General features: G+C 72.6%; 16 protein-coding genes. 7 read left to right on the top strand and 9 right to left on the bottom strand.

Features of this window, described 5'->3' with window-relative positions:
• The first annotated feature begins 23 nt into the window (after window positions 1-23).
• From E1281_RS24840 to E1281_RS24825, 4 genes are all read left to right on the top strand, one after another.
• Window positions 24-1,040, top strand: a complete 1,017-nt coding sequence (locus E1281_RS24840) for an iron chelate uptake ABC transporter family permease subunit (protein ID WP_131882075.1) — start codon at window positions 24-26, stop codon at window positions 1,038-1,040.
• A complete protein-coding gene (locus E1281_RS24835; protein WP_131882072.1) occupies window positions 1,037-1,855 on the top strand; it encodes an ABC transporter ATP-binding protein in 819 nt (272 codons plus the stop codon). The genes E1281_RS24840 and E1281_RS24835 overlap by 4 nt, the downstream gene beginning before the upstream one ends.
• A gap of 127 nt (window positions 1,856-1,982) precedes the next feature.
• Window positions 1,983-3,257, top strand: coding sequence for a sensor histidine kinase (locus E1281_RS24830; protein ID WP_243717365.1), 1,275 nt, complete (start codon window positions 1,983-1,985; stop codon window positions 3,255-3,257).
• Window positions 3,245-3,904, top strand: coding sequence for a response regulator transcription factor (locus E1281_RS24825; protein WP_131882071.1), 660 nt, complete (start codon window positions 3,245-3,247; stop codon window positions 3,902-3,904). Before E1281_RS24830 ends, E1281_RS24825 begins: the two co-directional genes overlap by 13 nt.
• Before the next feature lie 23 nt (window positions 3,905-3,927).
• Here E1281_RS24825 and E1281_RS24820 read toward each other — a convergent pair whose 3' ends face one another.
• Complete coding sequence (locus E1281_RS24820) at window positions 3,928-4,863, bottom strand: FtsX-like permease family protein (RefSeq protein WP_131882070.1); 936 nt, start codon at window positions 4,861-4,863, stop codon at window positions 3,928-3,930.
• A gap of 249 nt (window positions 4,864-5,112) precedes the next feature.
• On the opposite strand from E1281_RS24820, the gene E1281_RS24815 reads away from it, so the two are divergent.
• Window positions 5,113-6,363: a serine hydrolase domain-containing protein gene (locus E1281_RS24815; RefSeq protein WP_131882069.1), complete on the top strand. Its 1,251-nt coding sequence runs from the start codon at window positions 5,113-5,115 to the stop codon at window positions 6,361-6,363.
• A gap of 140 nt (window positions 6,364-6,503) precedes the next feature.
• Here the strand turns inward: E1281_RS24815 and E1281_RS24810 are convergent, their stop codons facing one another.
• Window positions 6,504-6,878: a hypothetical protein gene (locus E1281_RS24810; RefSeq protein ID WP_131882068.1), complete on the bottom strand. Its 375-nt coding sequence runs from the start codon at window positions 6,876-6,878 to the stop codon at window positions 6,504-6,506.
• A 134-nt stretch (window positions 6,879-7,012) separates the two neighbouring features.
• Window positions 7,013-8,404 carry an MBL fold metallo-hydrolase gene (locus tag E1281_RS24805; protein ID WP_131882067.1) on the bottom strand — a complete coding sequence of 464 codons (1,392 nt, stop codon included), beginning with the start codon at window positions 8,402-8,404 and terminating at the stop codon, window positions 7,013-7,015.
• Between the two features lie 193 nt (window positions 8,405-8,597).
• Here E1281_RS24805 and E1281_RS24800 point away from each other — a divergent pair, with 193 nt between their 5' ends.
• Window positions 8,598-9,689 carry a hypothetical protein gene (locus E1281_RS24800; protein ID WP_131882066.1) on the top strand — a complete coding sequence of 364 codons (1,092 nt, stop codon included), beginning with the start codon at window positions 8,598-8,600 and terminating at the stop codon, window positions 9,687-9,689.
• Window positions 9,690-9,830: 141 nt separating this feature from the next.
• Here E1281_RS24800 and E1281_RS24795 read toward each other — a convergent pair whose 3' ends face one another.
• The 5 genes from E1281_RS24795 to E1281_RS24775 form a co-directional block, all read right to left on the bottom strand.
• Complete coding sequence (locus tag E1281_RS24795; protein WP_131882073.1) at window positions 9,831-10,577, bottom strand: MBL fold metallo-hydrolase; 747 nt, start codon at window positions 10,575-10,577, stop codon at window positions 9,831-9,833.
• A 100-nt stretch (window positions 10,578-10,677) separates the two neighbouring features.
• Complete coding sequence (locus E1281_RS24790) at window positions 10,678-11,577, bottom strand: metal-dependent hydrolase (protein ID WP_131882065.1); 900 nt, start codon at window positions 11,575-11,577, stop codon at window positions 10,678-10,680.
• Complete coding sequence (locus tag E1281_RS24785) at window positions 11,574-12,395, bottom strand: M24 family metallopeptidase (protein WP_131882064.1); 822 nt, start codon at window positions 12,393-12,395, stop codon at window positions 11,574-11,576. The genes E1281_RS24790 and E1281_RS24785 overlap by 4 nt, the downstream gene beginning before the upstream one ends.
• Before the next feature lie 120 nt (window positions 12,396-12,515).
• The gene (locus E1281_RS24780; protein WP_131882063.1) at window positions 12,516-13,811 is read right to left on the bottom strand and encodes an SLC13 family permease; all 1,296 of its coding nucleotides are present in this window, start codon (window positions 13,809-13,811) and stop codon (window positions 12,516-12,518) included.
• 19 nt (window positions 13,812-13,830) lie between these two features.
• Complete coding sequence (locus E1281_RS24775) at window positions 13,831-15,015, bottom strand: CoA transferase (protein WP_131882062.1); 1,185 nt, start codon at window positions 15,013-15,015, stop codon at window positions 13,831-13,833.
• A 134-nt stretch (window positions 15,016-15,149) separates the two neighbouring features.
• On the opposite strand from E1281_RS24775, the gene E1281_RS24770 reads away from it, so the two are divergent.
• Window positions 15,150-16,046: a LysR family transcriptional regulator gene (locus E1281_RS24770; protein ID WP_165959078.1), complete on the top strand. Its 897-nt coding sequence runs from the start codon at window positions 15,150-15,152 to the stop codon at window positions 16,044-16,046.
• 25 nt (window positions 16,047-16,071) lie between these two features.
• Here the strand turns inward: E1281_RS24770 and E1281_RS24765 are convergent, their stop codons facing one another.
• Window positions 16,072-16,179, bottom strand: a complete 108-nt coding sequence (locus tag E1281_RS24765) for a hypothetical protein (RefSeq protein ID WP_279433648.1) — start codon at window positions 16,177-16,179, stop codon at window positions 16,072-16,074.
• Between the last annotated feature and the right edge of the window lie 9 nt (window positions 16,180-16,188).

The following is a 16,188-nucleotide window of genomic DNA, read 5'->3' as shown; positions in this document are numbered from 1 at the left end:
CCGCCTCCACCGCCCCGACCGCCCTGCTGGTCGCCCGTGGCCGCCGTCGGCGCGCCGTACGGCGCCGCCTCGTCCTCGTGTCGATGGCGGTGCTCGTCGCGGCGGCGTTCGCCGTGACCCTGATGGTCGGCCAGACCTTCTACCCGCCCGGCGACGTGGTCCGCGTCATCCTCGGTGAGCAGGTGCCGGGGGCGTCCTTCACGGTGGGCCGGCTCCGGCTGCCGCGGGCCGTCCTCGCCGTGGCCGCGGGCTTCTGCTTCGGGCTGGGCGGCGTCACGTTCCAGACGCTGCTGCGCAACCCCCTCGCCAGCCCCGACATCATCGGCATCAGCTCGGGGGCCAGTGCCGCGGCGGTCTTCGCGATCGTGTCGCTGTCCCTCGGCGGGGGCCAGGTGTCGGTCTTCGCGATCGCCTGCGCGCTCGCCGTCTCCCTGCTGATCTACACCCTGGCGTTCCGGGACGGCGTCGTGGGCACGCGGCTCATCCTGATCGGCATCGGCGTCGCCGCGATCCTCGACAGCATCACCTCCTACGTCCTGTCCCGGGCCGCCGAGTGGGACCTGCAGGAGGCCGCCCGCTGGCTGGCCGGCAGCCTCAACGGCACGACCTGGGCCGAGGCGCTGCCCACCTGCGCCGCGCTGGCGGTGCTGGCCCCGGCCCTGCTGGCGCTGGCCCGCGACCTGGCGGCGATGCAGCTCGGAGACGACACCGCCTCCGCCCTCGGGATCCGCGTCGAGCGCACCCGGGTCGCGGTCATCGTCGCCGCCACCGGGCTGATCGCCTTCGCGGCGGCGGCGGCCGGCCCGATCGCGTTCGTGGCGTTCCTGTCCGGCCCCATCGCGGTCCGGATCCTCGGCACCGGCGGATCCCTGCTCGTGCCCGCCGGGCTCGTCGGCGCCCTGCTGGTCCTGGTCTCCGACTTCATCGGCCAGTTCGCGTTCGACACCCGCTTCCCGGTCGGCGTCGTCACCGGCGTCCTCGGCGCGCCCTACCTCATCTATCTGATCGTCCGCACCCACCGGGCCGGAGGCTCACTGTGACCACCTCCCACTCCCTCGCGGCCGAGCGCCTCACGCTCGGCTACGGCGACCGGGCCGTCATCGAGTCCCTCGACCTGGCCGTGCCGCCCGGCGAGGTCACCGCCGTCGTCGGGGCCAACGCCTGCGGGAAGTCGACGCTGCTGCGCTCGCTGTCCCGGCTGCTCGCGCCGCGCGAGGGCCGCGTCGTGCTGGACGGCAGGCAGGTGCACCGCATGCCCGCCAAGGAGCTCGCCCGCACGCTCGGGCTGCTGCCCCAGTCACCGGTCGCGCCCGAGGGCATCACCGTGCTCGACCTCGTCTGCCGCGGGCGCCACCCCCACCAGGGGATCTTCTCCCGGTGGAACCGCGACGACGACGCGGCCGTGGCCGCGGCCCTGGAGGCGACGCGGACCGCGGACCTCGCCGACCGCGCCGTCGACGAACTCTCCGGGGGGCAGCGCCAGCGCGTCTGGATCGCCATGGCGCTGGCCCAGCAGACCGACCTGCTCCTCCTCGACGAGCCCACCACCTTCCTCGACGCCAGCCACCAGATCGAGGTCCTCGACCTGCTGACCGACATGAACCGCACGCGCGGGACGACCATCGTGATGGTCCTGCACGACCTCAACCTCGCCGCCCGCTACGCCGACCACCTCATCGCCCTCGCCGGCGGCCGCCTCCACGTCTCCGGCGCCCCGGCCGAGGTCCTCACCGAAGAGGTCGTCCGGGCGGTCTTCGACCTCGAAAGCCGCATCATCGAAGACCCCGTCTCCGGACGCCCGCTGATACTTCCCATCGGCCGCCACCACGTCCGGCCGCAGGGACTCACCGCCTGAGAGGGCGTCCACGTGCTGAGACCATCCCGCCACCGGGCGGTTCCTTGGTACAGCAGGCTGTACTTCCACCCCCGACCGCGGAACAGGGATCATCCGGGTGGCATAGTGTCACCGCGTGCGTACGCCGGTGGACACTTTCGGAACGGCCCGCGTCCGGCGGGCCCCGCGGACCCTGCGGACGGCCGTCGTCCGGCGCGCCCGCGCCCTCCTGGACGCGCTCGAACATCTCATCGGGGGCCTGGGCACGGCCCTGCTGTCGTTCGCGGCCCTCGTGTCGGCCCTCCTGGTCCTGCTGTTGTGCGTCACGGGCGCCGGGCTGCTCCTGCTGCCCGTCCTGCCCCGGATGATCCGGACCATCGCCGACCGGGAGCGGGCGCGGCTGTCCCGGTGGGGCCCGGAGATGATCACGATGGGCCGCGCGCCGGGCACGGGCCGGGCCGTGGTCACCGATTCGATCCTGCGGCGGGAGCTGGGCTGGCTGGCGGTGCACGGCACGTTGGGCCTGGTGATCAGCCTGGTCGGTGTGAGCCTGGTGATCAACGCCGTGCAGAACGTCACGTTCCCGCTGTGGTGGCGGCTGCTGCCCGCGGACGACGCCGCCCCGACGCTGGTCTTCTGGACCGTGCAGGAGGATCGTGACGCCCTGGCGGTCGCGGTCCTCGGCAAGCTGATGGCCGTCGCGTTCGTGGTCGTCGGGCCGGGGCTGGCGCGGTTGCAGGCGTGGCCGGGCAGGCGGCTCCTGGCGCCGCCTCCCGACGCCGACCTGTCGATGCGGGTCGCGCAGCTGTCCGCCACGCGGGCCGCGGCGCTGGACGCCCACGCGACCGAACTGCGGCGCATCGAACGTTCCCTGCACGACGGGGCCCAGAACCGGCTGGTGGGCGTCACCGTGATGCTCGGCGCGACCCGCCGCGCGCTGGCACGCGACCCCGCCGGGGCCGAGGTCCTGCTGGAGCGCACCCAGGACGCCGCAGAGCAGGCCCTGGCCGAGCTCCGCACGGTCGTGCGCAGCATCCTTCCGCCCGTCCTCGCCGACCGGGGGCTCGCCGGCGCTCTGAACGGGCTCGCCGCGGACTGCGGCGTCCCCTGCCGGGTGGACGTCGACATACGCGGCCGCTGCGCCGTCTCGGTGGAGGCGACCGCCTACTTCGTGACGGCCGAGGCGCTCACCAACATCTCCCGGCACAGCGGCGCCCGCCATGCCTGCGTCACCGTGCGCCGCCCGGGCGACCGGCTGCTGCTGCGGATCGAGGACGACGGCGTCGGCGGCGCGGACGAGCACGGCGGCTCCGGACTGGCCGGCATCCGGAGCCGGATCGAGGCGCACGACGGCCGACTGACAGTGACCAGCCCGGCCGGTGGGCCGACGACTCTCCGGATGGAGCTCCCGTGCGGATCGTGATCGCCGAGGACGACCCGCTGCTGCGTGAGGGGATGGCGCTGCTCCTGCGCGCCGAATCCCTGGACGTGGTGGCCGCCACCGAGTCCCCGGACGCGTTCCTGGAGGCCGTCGACACCCGGGAGCCCGAGGTCGCCATCGTCGACGTCCGGATGCCGCCGACCCACACCGACGAGGGGATCAAGGCGGCGGTGGAGGCCCGGCGCCGCCGCCCGGGACTGGCGATCCTCGTGCTGTCCGCCTATGTCGAGCAGGCGTTCGCGAGCGAACTGCTCGCCGGCGGCGCCGACCGGCTCGGCTACCTGCTCAAGGAGCGGATCGGACGCGTCGAGCAGTTCCTCGTCGCGCTGCGCCGGGTGGCCGAGGGCGGCACCGCCATCGATCCCGAGGTCGTCACGCAACTGATCACGCGCAGCCGTCCCGACACCGCGCTGGACCGGCTGACCGCCCGGGAGCGCGACGTGCTCGCCCTGATGGCCGAGGGGCTGGGCAACTCCGCCATCGCCGAGCGGCTCTTCGTCACCGACGGCGCCGTCCACAAGCACATCCGCAACATCTTCGCCAAGCTCGACCTCGCTCCGACCGACCGCACCGACCGCAGGGTCGCCGCCGTCCTGCGCTACCTGGAGAACTCGCAGAGCCGCGCCTGACCCGGCGCGGCTCTGCGAGCGGCCTATTCGCGGACGCCGATGCCCTCGACCGGCGGGGTGCGCAGGAGCCGCGAGACCGGCAGGATCGTGGCGGTCAGCGCGAGCAGGACGGTGCCGCCGACGATGCTGATCCAGCCGACGGCCGGGACGTACGGGACGCGCTGCCCGGCGAGGGCGTTGACGATCGAGGAGAGCGTGACCGCGGCGATCGCGCCGCCGATCACGAGCGCCGCCCCCAGCAGGACGGTCTGCTCGGCGTAGGCCATCCGCCTCACCTGGCCGCGGGTCATCCCGACCAGGCGCAGCAGCGACAGCTCGCGGGTCCGCGACAGCCCGGCCATGACCAGCGTGTTGGCGGCGGCGAGCACCGCGTAGCCGACCAGGACGGCGATCAGCATCTTGTTCAGCCAGGCGCTGATGGCCAGATCCTTGGCGAGCTCGCCGGTGAGCTCGCCCGTTCCGGTCACGGTGCTCGCCGGATAGCGCTCCGCGAGCCCGGCCAGGGCGCCGCCCACGTTCGCGTCCGGTGCGGTCCGGATCAGGACGTGGTCGTCGAGGCCGGTCGCGGTGTGCCCGGCGAGCGTCTCGCCGGCCAGCGTGACGTCCCCGAACCCGAAGTTGCGGTCGTAGATCGCGATGACCCGCAGCTTGACCGGCGCGCCGTCGCCCAGCCACAGCTCCGCGGTCTCGCCGACCTCCCAGCCCGCCCAGTCCGCCGCGGACCGGGACACCGCCACGGTGCCACCGCGCAGGTCGGCCAGTCTCCCCGCCCGGACGCCGAGGTCCATGGTCCGCTCGACCCCCCGTGGGTCGACGCCCTGCGCGACGACCGCCATGGGCTCCAGTTCCCCGGGCACGATGACCGAGGTGCGGCGCACTCCCGTCGCCGCGACCACGCCTGGGATCCGGCGTGCGTCCTGCGCGGCCGCCGGAGGCAGGCCGGCGCCGCCGGCCAGCACGTGCTGGGCGAGCGTGCCGGGTCACTGACATTGCGGAATGCCCTCCGGGAGCTCGGACTCATTGGACGGCCACCGACGGTAGGAAACGGCACGGCCTGCGGCAATGCAGCCAGTTACCCATGCGGAGTAGTGCTGGCTACACCACGGTTCTTCCTGCGCGCGTTATGGATTCGGACGCCCCGGACCGAAACCATCGAGGTGAATCCGAGAAATGCCCCCCGCTCCACCGCCAGGTGGTTTTAAGGAGAAATGGTGTCCGAGCGCTTCCAGCCCGCCTCCCGTCCGAACGCCGCGTCCCGGCGCCGCCGGAGGCCGCCGCGGATCGCCGCGGTTCCGGTGGCCGGCGCCCTCGTCCTGGGCGGTCTGACGGGCTGCGGCAGCGGTGACCTGTCCGACGCCGAGGCGGAGATCGGCGCGGCCAAGAACGAGGTCGCCGTGCAGAAGGCGATGCAGAAGGTGGTGAAGGCCGGCTATCCGGGAGTGATGGTCTCCGTCAAGGGGAAGGACGGCGAGACCCGCGACTACTCGGCCGGGGTCGGCGACCGCGAGACGGGCGAGGCGCCGCCGAAGAACGGGCACATGCGCATCGCCAGCAACACCAAGACGTTCGTCGCGGCGACCGTCCTTCAGCTGGTCGGCGAAGGCAAGCTCAAGCTGGACGCGCCGATCGACACCTACCTGCCGGGGGTCGTCCGGGGACCGGACTACAGCGGCGCGAACATCACCGTGCGCCACCTCCTCGGGCACAGCAGCGGCATTCCCGACTACACGGCGGCGCTGGTCCCCGACACCGCCGGGATGCCGACGAAGACCTACACGGCGGAGCAGCTGCTCGCGCCCGCGCTGAAGGCCAAGGCGGTGTTCCCCGTCGGGAAGAAGCGGGAGTACAGCAACACCAACTACGTCATCGCCGGGATGCTCATCGAGAAGGCCACCGGCAAGCCGGTCGGCGACGCGGTCACCGAGCGGGTCATCGACAGGCTCGGCCTGGAGGACACCCACTGGCCCAAGCCGGGGGACACGAACGTCCCGAAGCCGCGTATGGAGGGCTACACGGCTCCGCCCGGCGGAAAGCTGAAGAACGTCACGGGGATGAACCCCTCGATCTCCGGGGCCGCCGGCATGATCGTCTCCCGCCCGCGCGACCTCAGCGCCTTCTTCGCAGGCCTGGTCGGCGGCAGGCTGATGCCGGCCGAACAGCTCAGGGAGATGCAGAAGACCGTCGAGTCGCCGGGCAGCGGCATGCCCAACACCACCTACGGGCTCGGGCTCGACGAGATGACCCTGTCATGCGGCAGGATCTGGGGCCATGGCGGCGACATCCACGGCTACCAGTCCCGCGGCGGGGTGACCACCGACGGCCGTGAGGTCACGGTCGTCGTGAACGCCCTGCCCGCCGCGATCATCTCCAAGCAGTCCTCGATGGAGGCCATGGAGAAGGAGGCCATGCAGAAGATGAAGGTCGTCATGGACCTGGTCGACACCGCGATTTGCGAATAGCCGACACCGCGATTTGCGAATAGCCGACACCGCGATTTGCGAATAGCCGACACCGCGATTTGCGAATAGCCGACACCGCCATCTGCGAATAGCCGCGTTCGCCCGTCCCCGCGAGGGGACGGGCGAAGCGGGGGGTGAGGTCACCGCGCCGCCGACTCCGGCGCCCGTTTGCGGGAGCGGTAGGCCACCGCCGCTGCCGCGATGCCCGCGACGAAGGCGGTGACGGCACCGGCGGTGCGGACCGCGGCCCCGGCGACCTCGCCGAACGTGCCGGCGTCGGCGGCACTGCCCAGGGCGCCGGGCACCTCCGCCAGCGCCGCCAGCACGGCCAGGACGAGGGGCCAGCGCCAGGGGGTGACGGCGATCAGGGCGGTGACCAGCGTCAGGATGACCAGGCCGGGCGGCACGGGTGGCATCTCCACTCCGGCCACCTTCTGGATCACCAGGCCGGCGGCGGCGGTGACCAGCCCGGTGATCGTGACCAGCGCGGCCCGGCCGAGGGGGGTCTTGCGCATGACTGCACTCCTTGCCTTGCGAAGGATCGAGCGATACGGCGATGCTCGGGTGCAGGTCGGGCGCTCGTCGTCACCCGCCGGAGGACTCCTCCACTACGCCCCTGGACGTAGCGGGCGGCAGGCCGGTGTACGGGTCAGTGCCCGGCGACGTGCAGGCCCGCGGCCGCGGCGTTGTCGAAGGCGTCGTCGATGTGCACCACCCGGCGTCCGGCCCGCTGGAGCAGGCTGCTCGCGGCCGCGGCGCGGTAGCCTGCGCCGCAGTGCACCCACACGGTCCCGTCCGGGACCTCGTGCAGGCGTTGGGGCAGGTCGGGCAGCGGGACGTGCACCGCGCCGTCGATGTGGCCGGCCCGCCACTCGTTGCCGAGGCGCACGTCCAGCACGACGTCCGCCTCGGGCAGGTGCGCCGGAGCGTTCCCGGCGCGTGCGGCGGCCAGGTCGGCGAACGACGCGACGGCCGTTCCGTCCAGGCGGGCCGTGTCGCCGGCGGCCCATTCCCGGGGCGTGCCGCTCGCCGCGGCGGCCGGGCGGTCGATGCCGATGCGCGCCAGTTCCCGCTGCGCCGCCGCCACCTGCTCGCGGCTCTCGCCCAGCAGCGTGAGCGGCGCGTCCCGGTCGGCCATCCAGCCCAGCCAGGTCGCCATCGGCCCGTCCAGGCCGAAGCTCAGCGTCCCGGCGAGGTGCCGCTGCGCGAACGCCGTCCGGGAGCGCAGGTCCACGACCCACTCGCCCGCGGTGATGCGCTCGCGCAACTCGGCGGCGTCCGCGGCGCGCGCCGGCGTGAGGTCGATGAGGTCGGGTCCGGCGGTGTTGCGGACCCCCATGTGCGCGTAGTAGGCCGGGTAGGCGTCCAGCCCGTCGAGGGTCTCCGCGACGAAGTCGTCGGCCTCAAGTGTCAGCACCGGATTGGTCCGCTTCTCCTGGCCGATGGTCGAGGCCGCGGCGTCGGACCGGCTCGCGGAGCAGAAGCTCCCGAACCCGTGCGTGGGCCAGATGTGCGCGCCGTCCGGCAGGAGGTCGGCCAAGCGCCGCGCCGACCCGTGCTGCCGGTGGGCCAGGGGATGGGCGTGTTCCGCCCCGAGCAGGTCGGTGCGTCCCGTGGTGCCGAACAGCAGCGACCCGCCGGTGAACACCCCCTCCGGGCCGTCCGGCCCGGACAGGATGTAGCTCAGATGGTGGAACGTGTGCCCCGGCGTGGCGACCGCGCGGACGCGCATCGTCCCGGACACGGCGACCTCGTCGCCGTCGGCCACGCCCACCCGGTCGAACTCCACGTCGTCCGCGGCCGCGACCAGGTACTCGGCGCCGGTCGCCCGCGCCAGCGCCAGGCCGCCGGAGACGTAGTCGTTGTGCACATGGGTCTCGGCGACGTGCGTGATGCGGACGCCCAGCCGTCCGGCCAAGGCCAGGAAGCGATCGATGTCGCGCTGCGGATCGACCACCAGGGCGACCTGCCCGTCATGGGCCAGGTAGCTGCGGTCGCCGAGGGAGGAGGTCTCCACCACCTCGATACGGATCGTGGGCATTCTTCATCGCTTTCGGGTCGTTGGTCATGAACGGCTAGAGTCTGGCCTACCCAGTCGGTACCCCTCCGGCGGGTGAGCGGTGGGGCGCCCGCTTGCGGACGCGGACGAACCGGCATCCGCCCGCCGGTATCCGGGCGCGCCGTTCGGCGTGATACTGAACGGTGCCTGTCGCAGGGGAACCAGGGGGCGAACCGTGAGTGTCGAGGTCGCCGCCGTGTTCTGGACCGTGGTCGGGGCGCGGTTCCTGCTTCCGCTGCTGATCCTCCGCTACCCGCTGCCCGCGATCGTCGGATGCCTGGTCCTCGACGCCGTCGACCAGACGATCTTCCAGTCGTTCGGCTACGACCCGCCGGGCTACCAGGGCTACGACAAGGCGATGGACGTCTACTACCTCGCCCTCGCCTACCTGGCGACCATGCGGAACTGGACGAACGGGTTCGCCTTCCAGACGGCCCGATTCCTCTACTTCTATCGCCTGGTCGGGGTCGTGGCGTTCGAGCTGTCCCAGTGGCGGGCGTTCCTGCTGGTCTTCCCGAACACCTTCGAGTACTTCTTCATCGCCTACGAGGGGATCCGCAGCCGATGGGACCCGGTGCGGTTCCTGGCGGCGTTCTGGCTGACGGTGGCCGCGCTCATCTGGATCGTGATCAAGCTGCCGCAGGAGTACTGGGTCCACGTGGCCCAACTCGACTTCACCGACACGGTGGCCGACGTCCCCTGGTTCGGTCCCGCGGTCGTCATCGTGCTGCTGGCGGCGGCCGCGGTGTTCCGGTTCGCCGTGCGCCCCCGCCTGCGGCCCGCCGACCGGCAGGGGCGGCTGACCGCCGACCCGCTTCCGGAACAGATCGACACCGCCGAGGAACGCGACGACTGGTCGGCCACGCACGGCCGGGTGCTGTCGCTGGTCACCGTCGAGAAGATCTTCTTCGTCGGCCTCATCAGCGTGCTCTTCGCGGAGGTGCTCCCCGGCCTGCGGACCACCGGCATGCAGCTGTTCCTCGCGCTGGCGGTCCTCGTGGTCCTGAACGCCGCGTTCTCCCTGTGGACGGCGCGCGTCCGGCGCGGCGTCGAGACGGCGGCCATGGCCTTCCTGGTTCGGCTGGCCTTCAACGTCGGACTCGTGTTGGTCGCCGAATGGCTGCTGGGACGGGAGGGAGGCCGTCTCGACCTCCTCCACACCGCCTTCTTCATGCTGCTGCTCAGCCTGCTCACCACGCTTCACGACCGGTACCGGCCCGTGTACGAGGTCAGGGCCGCGGAGGAGGCGGCCGCGGCGAAGCGCTGACCGGCGGACGCGGCGTCCCCGGCGACACTGTGCTCACGGGTGACACTGTGCTCACGGGTGACACTGTGCTCACGGGTGACACTGTGCTCACGGGTGACACTGTGCTCACGGGTGACACTGTGCTCACGGGTGACACTGTGCTCACGGGTGCCATGCCAGTTCCTCCCCCGGTGCCAGGACGGTGACCTCCGTGGGCAGGCCGCGTGCCTCCACGGCCTTCGCGAAGGCGGGCGCGGGGGAGCGCAGCCGGTCGCCGAAGAAGGGCTTCAGCCCGTACGGGAACAGGGTCCCCCAGTGCACGGGGACCGCCCGGCGGGGCCGCAGCCGGGCCACGGCCTCGGCGGCGTCGTCGGGGTCGAGATGTCCCGCGCCCAGGTTGGGGCCCCATCCCCACACCGGGATCAGGGCCATGTCGAGCCGCGGGCACAGCGTGCGCATGTCCGCGAAGAGGGCCGTGTCGCCCGCGAAGTAGACGGCGCCCTCCGCGCCGGTGATCAGGTGGCCGATCGCGTCGGCGTCGGGCCCGAACGGAACCCGGCGGCCGTCGTGCACCGCCGGCGTCGCGGTGATCGTGACCGGCCCGACCGTGCAGGATCCACCCGCCCGCAGCGTGACGGGATCCCGGATCCCGTTCCGTCGCAGGAAGTCCTCGCCGCCGGCCGGGGCGATGACCCGCGTCCCGGCCCCGAGGGCCGCCAGCGAGGGCGGGTCGCAGTGGTCGTGGTGCAGGTGCGACAGGACGACGGCGTCGACACCGGCGTACGCCTCGGCGGGCAGGGGCGGCGGGACCCGCCGCAGGAAGGTCACCTGGTCCCGCAGGATCGGATCGGTGATCAGACGGACGCCGTCGATCTCGACGAGAACCGTGGAGTGACCGAGAAAACGCACGCGAGGCAAGAGCCGCTCCCTGATCGCGCCGGAGATCAATGGTTCCTATCACCACCGAGTCTGCCCTGTACTGACCGGGCGGCCTTGGACCACCGGCCGCCTAGGTCCGGTTCGCGGTCGCCGCTCGGGCGGCGGGGGAGGTGGCCAGGTAGTCCAGGGCCTTCCGGGTGGAGCATTCGGCGGACGGGTGGTAGTCCCGCTTGAGGTAGGCGCGGGCGGCGCTGACCATGAACCCGTTGCTCGGCAGGAGGTTCCGGCGGACGGCACGGCGGTAGTCGCGGAGGCGGGGGCGGACGCCGTGCAGGGTCGGGTCCTTCGCGCACAGGAACGCGGCCCCGGCGTAGATGGCGAGCGGCAGTGCGGTCACGCCGATGAAGAAGGCGGCGAACCGCGGCCAGTACTTGCCGGAGACGTGCTCGTAGACGTCGAAGGCGACGGACCGGTGCTCGACCTCTTCCGCTCCGTGCCAGCGCAGCAGATCCATCATGGTGGGGTCGGCGCCGGCGTCGTCGAGTTCGCGGTTGTCCAGGATCCACTGGCCGAGGACGGCGGTGTAGTGCTCGATCCCGGCGATGATGCCGATGCGCACGTACAGCCAGCGCTTGCGGGAGACGAGCCGCAGCGGCGGCCGGTCCCCGAGGATGGTCGTGAACAGCCATTCGATCTTGCGGGTGAGCGGCCGGGGGTCCAGGCCGCGGTCGCGCATCTGCTGGTCGAGCACGCCCTGGTGGGAGTAGGCGTGGACGGCCTCCTGACCCATGAACCCCTTGACCTCCTGGCGGAGGCGGGTGTCGTCCTCGTCGATCAGGGGGAGCGCCTGCTTGTAGACGTGGACGAACCAGCGTTCGCCGGCCGGCAGCAGCAGGTGCAGGGTGTTGATGAAGTGGGTGGCGACGGGTTCGCCGGGGATCCAGTGCAGCGGCGTCTCCGCCCAGTCGAACCTCACCCGCCGCGGCACGATGGCCGGGTGCCGCTCGTCGACGGCGTCGGTGTCGCTCATGCCGGGTCTCCGCTCGCGTGCGCCGCCCACCGGCGGACGTGCGGAAGATCATCGTCGAGCCAGTACGCGCCGTCCTCGGTGACCACGAGCAGCTCTTCGAACTTCGCGCCCACGTCACCGGAGCCCAGGTGCGGCTCGACCGCCCACAGGCCCGGTGTCGGCGGGTGCTGCGAACGACGCGAGCCGTTCCACAGCGTGGAGCGTCCCTGCAGGCGCTCCTTGATCAGCTCACGGCCGACGGTCTGGAGGGTGCGCGCGCCGAAGGCCCCCACGACGAGGTTGGGCGGCAGCCGGGAGGAGACCCGGCCTACCTGGTGCCCGATGACCCGGCCGGGGTACTTGCGGTGCCGGTTCCGGTGGCCGTGCCGGGCGATCTGCCGATCGACCTCGGCGTAGATGTCGGCGAAGGTGCGCCGCTCGCGCACCTGCTCCAGGATCAGGCCGCGGTAGACGGCCAGGTCGGTCACCAGCCGCTCCCAGCGCTCGTTGCCGCCGAGGCATCCCGCGTACCCGATGTCCGCGGTGTAGCCGCCGGCGATCGGGGCCGCGTCCAGGATGAAGGGCATGCCCTCCTCCAGCCGCCGGTTCGTCGGCAGGAACTGGTGCGGCAGGGCGATCCCGCGGAAGGCGGTGCGGTCGCCGAACCAGGCGAACGGAACGTGGAACCAGTCGTCCACCCCGCGGCCGGCCAGCAGGCGCCGCAACCTCCTCGCCGCCTGCCGCTCGGTCACCCCCGGTTCGAGCCCGGCCGCCACCTCCTCGGCCGTCTCGTACGCCAGCCTCTGCAACTGCCGGAACCGCCCCAGTTCCTCGTCCATCACCGCACGCTCCCAGCGCCGGCCCACCGGCACCGCGCCACACAATTAGACATTTGGTCCAATATCATGGGAAGCCCTGCCGGAAATGTCAAGGAGCGGGTGCGGCGAACGCCCGTTCGGTCACCACCAGCCGAAGGCGAGCCAGGTCAGGAGCGGCGCGATGGGGATCGAGATCAGGCCGTAGGTGAGCAGGTTCCGGAACAGCCGGGGCCGTGCCGAGGGTTCCGCGGCGCCGAGGATCAGGCCGCCGGTGATGCCGAGCGGATTGATGTCGACCAGCACCGAGGCCAGCGCGAGGGCGAGGACGCCGCCGACCGGGGAGACGCCCTCGGCGACCAGCGGGGGCAGCAGCGGCATGGTCGTCACGAACACCGCGATGGAGCTGGCGGCGAACGAGGTCACCCCGGCGATGTAGCAGAGGACCAGGAGGCTGAGGAGGGGCGACCCGTCCACCTTGAGCAGGTCGCTGATCTGCTTGAACGCGCCCAGGTGCTGCATCAACCCCACGTAGGTGAGCAGTCCGCCGATCAGCAGGACGACGTTCCACGGAATCCTGGAGACGATCTCGCCGGACGGCAGCCGGAGCGCCAGTTGCAGGACGAGGGCCGCGGTCAGGCCGAGGTAGCCCACGTTCATGTCGAAGCCGACCGAGAGGACGACGACGGCGAGCAGGCACAGCACCGTGAGGGCGCGGACTCCGTGCGGCCCCCGCATCCTCGCCGGAGCGGTGTCCTCCGGCGCCGCGTCCCGTCCCGGGGGAGCCAGGGGAGCCACGGGACGGGACGCGGCGGCCACATGGCCCGAGGGGATCGCGCCGGTCCGGGTACCGACCGCCAGCAGGGCCGCGCACACGACCAGCCCGGTGGCCAGGCCGCCGAGCAGGAACGTGACCGGAGCCGAGCCGGGCAGGCCGATGCCGAGGTCGTCGCCGAGCTCGCGCGCGGTGACGCCGTAGACGGCGAGCGGCGAGAGCAGCCCGCTGATGATCCCGGTGATGCCGAGGACGGCGGCGACCAGCGGTGAGATCCGGTACCTCGCGGCGAAGCCGAGGGCGATCGGGGAGACGATGGCGGTCGCGGCCGCGGGCAGGGTGCCGACGGCGGTGAGCACGGCGCCGATGACGAAGGGCACCAGCACGATCAGCACCAGCCGGCCGCGGACCAGCCGCAGCAGCAGGTCCAGCAGCCAGTCGAGGGTCCCGTTGAGCTGGGCGACGGCGAACAGCGCCGTCACCCCGACGATCAGCACGAAGAAGTCGGCGGGGAAGAAGCCCGTCACGTCGTCCGTGGACACGCCGGCGGCGAGCCCGAGGAGGAACGCGGCGGACAGGGCGGCCAGGCCGAGGTCGAACGCGGGGATCAGGGTCGCGGCGAAGAGCGCGACCAGGAGGAAGATGGACAGGGTTGCCATGGTCATGCGGGGGGTTCTCTCTCGGTCAGACCACTCCTCGGTGGCGCAGGTCGTCGATCTGCGGATCGTCGAGTCCGGCGAGGTCGCGCAGCACCTCGGCGGTGTGCTCGCCGAGCGCGGGCGCGGCGCGTCCGATCGTCCCCTCGAAGCCGGAGAAGCGGCCGGCCGGAGCCTGCATCAGGCGCGGGCGGCCGGTCCGTTCGTCCGGCACCTCCACCACCGATCCGCGGGCGCGGATGTGCGGGTCGGCGCAGATGTCGGCCGCCGAGTTCACCGGCCCGGCGGCCACCCCGGCCTCCTGGAGCAGCGCCATCAGCGGCCGGAGGTCGTGGGCGGCGACGAAGGCGGCGACGCGGCCCTCGATCTCCTCGCGGTGCTCCAGCCGGGCGGTCATGGTGTCGTGGACGGCGAGGTCCGCGGCGTCCATGACCGCGACCAGGCGGCGCCACATCTGCTCGGTCGAGGCGGGCAGGGCCAGCCAGCGGCCGTCACGGGTGCGGTAGAGGCTGTTCGGGCTGATGTGGGGGTTCTGGTTGCCCTGGCGTTCCCGGTTCTCACCGGTCGCGCCGTACTCGGCGACGAAGTCCTCCATCATCCGCAGCAGCGGTTCGTAGAGGGGGATGTCGGCCAGCTGGGCCTCGCCGGTGAGGTCGCGCTGGCGCAGTGCCAGCATGGCCGCGAACGCCGCGTAGATGCCGGTGACGCCGTCGGCCACGGGGTAGCCGGCGAAGACCGGCGGCCGGTCCGGGTCGCCCGTGCGGTAGGTCAGGCCCGCGAAGGCCTCGGCGACGCGGGCGAAACCGGGGCGGTCGGCGTAGGGGCCGGTGCGCCCGAACGCGCTCACGTGCACCATCACCAGGTCCGGCCGGTGCGCCCGGAGATCGTCGAAGTCGATGCGGAACCGGCGCAGCGTCGCCGGGCGGAAGTTGGTCACCACGACGTCCGCGGCCGCGGCGAGGCGCCCGACCAGGGCGGCCGCCTCGGCGTGGTGCAGGTCGACCGTGACGCTCCGCTTGGCCCGGGAGAGCAGCGCCCAGGAGGCCGACTCGCCGTCCCGCAGCGGAGGGTAGCGGCGCGCCGGGTCGCCCTCGCCGGGATGCTCGATCTTGATCACCTCGGCGCCGAACTCACCGAGCAGCGAGGACGCCAGAGGGCCGGCCAGGATTGTCGACACGTCCAGGACGCGCACTCCGCTCAGCGGACCGGGCAATGGAAATTCCTTTCACGAGGGGTGGATCAGCGGCGGTCGAGGAGCCGTCCACGCAAAGATGCCCCGAGATCGGACCGCCGGGAAGACGCGTTCGGCGCTCACCCGTGAAAGGTTCTGCCTTTATAGTGAGGCCGGTGCGGGTGGAACGGGCGCGGTACTTCCTGGCCGCCGTCGAGACCGGGTCGCTGCGCGCGGCGGCCGAGCGGTGCGGCGTCAGCCAGCCCACGATCGGGCAGCAGATCGCTCAGCTGGAAGAGGAACTCGACGTCGTCCTGCTCACCCGCAGCCGCCACGGCGTCCGTCCGACACCGGCGGGCCAGGCCCTGATGGAACCGCTGGGACGGCTGGTCGCCGCCGAGGACGCCGTGCGCGAGTCGGCCATGGAGGCGAGCGGCGCGTACCGCGGCCGGGTCCAGATCGGCGGTGTCTCGGTGACCGTGGAGACGGTCATCGCCCCGGTCGTGGGCCGGCTGCGGGAGCGGCATCCCCGGCTGCGGTTCACCGTCCGCGAGGGGGCCTCGGCCGCCATCGAGGCCGCGGTGCTGGACGGCGCCCTGGACTTCGGGGTCGTCACCATGCCGGTGAGCCCACCAGTGCCGGGCCTGCACCGGACCCCGCTCGTCTCCGCTCCGCTCGGGGTCTGGGTGCGGACCGACCATCCGCTGGCCGGACGCGGCGATGTCCAATGGCGCGACCTTGAGACCTGGCCCACCGTCACGATGCGGGCGGGCACCGTCATGTGGGAGACGCTCCACCGGCACGTGGCCGATCCCGACGTCGTCGTCCAGGCCATGTCGGCGCGCACGGTCAAGGTGATGGTCGCCCAAGGCGCCGGGCTCGGCGTCCTCGCCCGGTTCGACACCTCGGCCGACATCGCGGACCTCGTGTGGCTCCCGCTGCGCGACGCGTCTCCCGTCGATCTGTGCCTGACCCAGCGGCGGGACGACCGGCCCTCGCCCTCGGCACTCATCGTCCGGCGCCTCATCCGCGCCAAGGCCGACGAACTGGCGGGGTCGCCGCCCCGGCGGTGATGCGACGCCCGGCGGCCTCGACCGCTCAGGAGTGCGGGGGCAGCAGGACGCGGAAGGTCGCGCCGGCGCCCGGGGCCGTCCGGACCTCGATGCGGCCGCCGTGCGCGCGGACCAGCGAGTCGACGATGGCCAGGCCCAGGCC

The organism is Actinomadura sp. KC345, from assembly GCF_004348515.1.
Lineage (GTDB): Bacteria > Actinomycetota > Actinomycetes > Streptosporangiales > Streptosporangiaceae > Spirillospora.
The sequence above is the reverse complement of the archived record's forward strand: the minus strand, read 5'-3'. Positions and strand labels throughout refer to the sequence as shown.